Source organism: Mesorhizobium sp. M7A.F.Ca.CA.004.04.2.1 (assembly GCF_004022825.1).
GTDB lineage: Bacteria > Pseudomonadota > Alphaproteobacteria > Rhizobiales > Rhizobiaceae > Mesorhizobium.
The window spans coordinates 1-2,578 of sequence record NZ_RZPH01000879.1 but is presented as its reverse complement, the minus strand read 5'-3'; the positions used below and the strand labels follow the sequence as shown (position 1 = coordinate 2,578).

At 64.0% G+C, this 2,578-nt stretch carries 3 protein-coding genes; all 3 read left to right on the top strand.

Annotated elements, in window-relative coordinates:
* Window positions 1-415: HlyD family efflux transporter periplasmic adaptor subunit (locus tag EN893_RS28575; RefSeq protein WP_128361970.1), on the top strand; the 415-nt coding region annotated here is incomplete at its 5' end.
* Window positions 412-1,332, top strand: coding sequence for an ABC transporter ATP-binding protein (locus EN893_RS28570; RefSeq protein WP_127268430.1), 921 nt, complete (start codon window positions 412-414; stop codon window positions 1,330-1,332). The genes EN893_RS28575 and EN893_RS28570, both read left to right, overlap by 4 nt.
* Entirely contained in the window at window positions 1,329-2,465 is a 1,137-nt protein-coding gene (locus EN893_RS28565; RefSeq protein ID WP_127268431.1) for an ABC transporter permease, read from the top strand. Before EN893_RS28570 ends, EN893_RS28565 begins: the two co-directional genes overlap by 4 nt.
* The last annotated feature ends 113 nt before the right edge of the window (window positions 2,466-2,578 follow it).

Genomic DNA, 2,578 nt, shown 5'->3' with positions numbered 1-2,578 from the left:
GGCTACCTTGGAGCAAGCTCAGTGGCGGCTGTCGAAACGGGTGCTGGCAGCCCCTTCGCCGGGCCGCGTCAACGATGTCATCCGCAATCCGGGCGATACATCAGGTCCGACCGCGCCTGTGATCTCGATCCTGCCCGACGGCGCGGTCAAGCTCAGCGTCTACGTCCCGGAGAGCGCCTTCTCCTCGGTCAAGGTCGGCACCTTGCTCGGCGTCCATTGCGACGGCTGCGGCCCGGATGTGAAGGCGCGCGTCAGCTACGTGTCGCCCGATCCTGAGTTCACGCCACCGGTGATCTATTCGCTCGAGAACCGGCAGAAGCTGGTCTACCTGGTCGAGGCGCGGCCGGAGGGCGATGCCGGCCCGCTGCAGCCGGGCCAGATCGTCGATGTTGATCTCGCGGACAGTGCAAGATGAACGCCATCGATGTCCACGGCCTGGTCAAGGGCTTTGGCGACAAGACCGTCGTCGACCATGTGACGATGTCGGTCGCCGAGGGCGAGATCGTCGGCTTTCTCGGCCCCAACGGTTCGGGCAAGACCACCACCATCCGCATCATGTGCGGCCTGCTGACGCCGGACGAAGGCGAAGGCACGGTGCTCGGCTTCAACATCCGCACCGACAGCCTGCGCATCAAGCGTGAAGTCGGCTACATGACGCAGAAATTCTCGTTCTACGAGGATCTGACGATCGGCGAGAATCTCGAATTCGTGGCGCGGCTCTATCGGCTGAAGCCGGTCGAAGAGCATGTCGCGAGCACGTTGGAGGACCTCGGCCTGACGTCGCGCCGCAACCAGCTGGCCGGCACCTTGTCGGGCGGCTGGAAGCAGCGGCTGGCGTTGGCCGCCTGCATCATGCACAAGCCGAAATTGCTGCTGCTTGACGAGCCTACGGCCGGTGTCGACCCGAAAGCGCGGCGCGAGTTCTGGGACGAGATCCATCGCCTGGCCAGCGGCGGGCTGACCGTGCTGGTCTCCACCCACTACATGGACGAAGCCGAGCGCTGCCACCGCATCAGCTATATCTCCTACGGCAAGATGCTGGCCACCGGCACTGTCGCCGAGGTGGTGAGAAATGCCGGGCTGACCACGTTTGTGCTGCAGGGTCCGCGGCTCGATCAGGTCGCCGAAGCGCTTCAGGGCCGCTCCGGCGTCGACCAGGTGGCGCCTTTCGGCGCGACGCTGCATGTCGTCGGCTCCGACAAAAAGAAGCTCGAAGCCGCACTCGCCGACGTCGAGAAAGAGCACAAGGGCGTGAAAGTTTCGCCCGGCGAAACCAGCCTCGAGGACGTCTTCATCCAGTTCATGTCCGGCTCGAAGGACAACATGGCATGAACAGCGTCTTTTCCTTCGCCCGGCTTGGCGCGCTGCTGATCAAGGAATTCATCCAGATGCGGCGCGACCGCATCACCTTCGCCATGATGCTCGGCGTGCCGCTGATACAGTTGGTGCTTTTCGGCTACGCCATCAACAACGACCCGAAAAGCCTGCCGGCAGCACTCGTGGCGACGAGCAACGATCCCTACACGCGTGCCATTGTCGCGGCGCTGCAGACCACCGGCTACTATCGTTTCGACCATGTCGCGCAAAGTGCCGCCGAGGCCGAGTTCCTGATATCGCGCGGCGACGTCGCCTTCGTCGTCACCATCCCCGCCGATTTCGCCAGGAGGGTGGAGAGCGGCAGCAACCCGCAGATACTCATCGAGGCGGACGCCACCGACCCGGCGGTGGCCAGCGGCGCCATTTCGACGCTCGGCACAGTCGCCAGCCAGGCGCTGCTGAGGGCGCAAGGCACGCAGGAAGCCGCCGCCGAGGCCGCCAAGGGTCGGCTCGATGTCGTCGTACACCGGCGCTACAATCCCGAAGGCATCTCGCAATACAACATCGTGCCCGGCCTGCTCGGCGTCATCCTGCAGATGACCATGGTGATGATGACCTCGATCGCGCTGACGCGCGAGACCGAGCGCGGCACGATGGAAAACCTGCTGGCGATGCCGTCCAGCCCGCTCGAGATCATGATGGGCAAGGTGCTGCCCTACCTGGCGGTCGGCGGCGTGCAGGTGGTGGTGGTGCTGGCGGCGGCGAAGCTGCTGTTCGCCATCCCCTTCACCGGATCGATGTCGCTGCTCCTGACCGCCGTGCTGATCTTCGTGCTGGCGCTGGTGCTGCTCGGCTATACGATTTCCACCATCGCCCGCACGCAGATGCAGGCCCTGCAACTGACCTTCTTCTTCTTCCTGCCGTCGATCATGCTGTCGGGTTTTATGTTCCCTTATCGCGGCATGCCGGACTGGGCGCAAATCCTCGGCGAGATCTTCCCGCTGACGCATTTCCTGCGCATCACCCGCGCGGTGATGCTGAAGGGCGCGGAACTGCCGGCGGTGTCAACGGAGATCGGCTGGCTGGTGGTGTTCGTGGCCTTGTTTGCCGGCGTGGCACTGGTGCGGTTCAGGCGGACGCTGGATTAGATGCCGCACGACCTCCAGTCTTGGCACCAGCCTTTGCGGAAGGGAGAAATGCTTTCGCCAATCTCCATGGTTTGTAACTGCCACTAACCGTTGAGCGATTTCGGGCCGCTGAC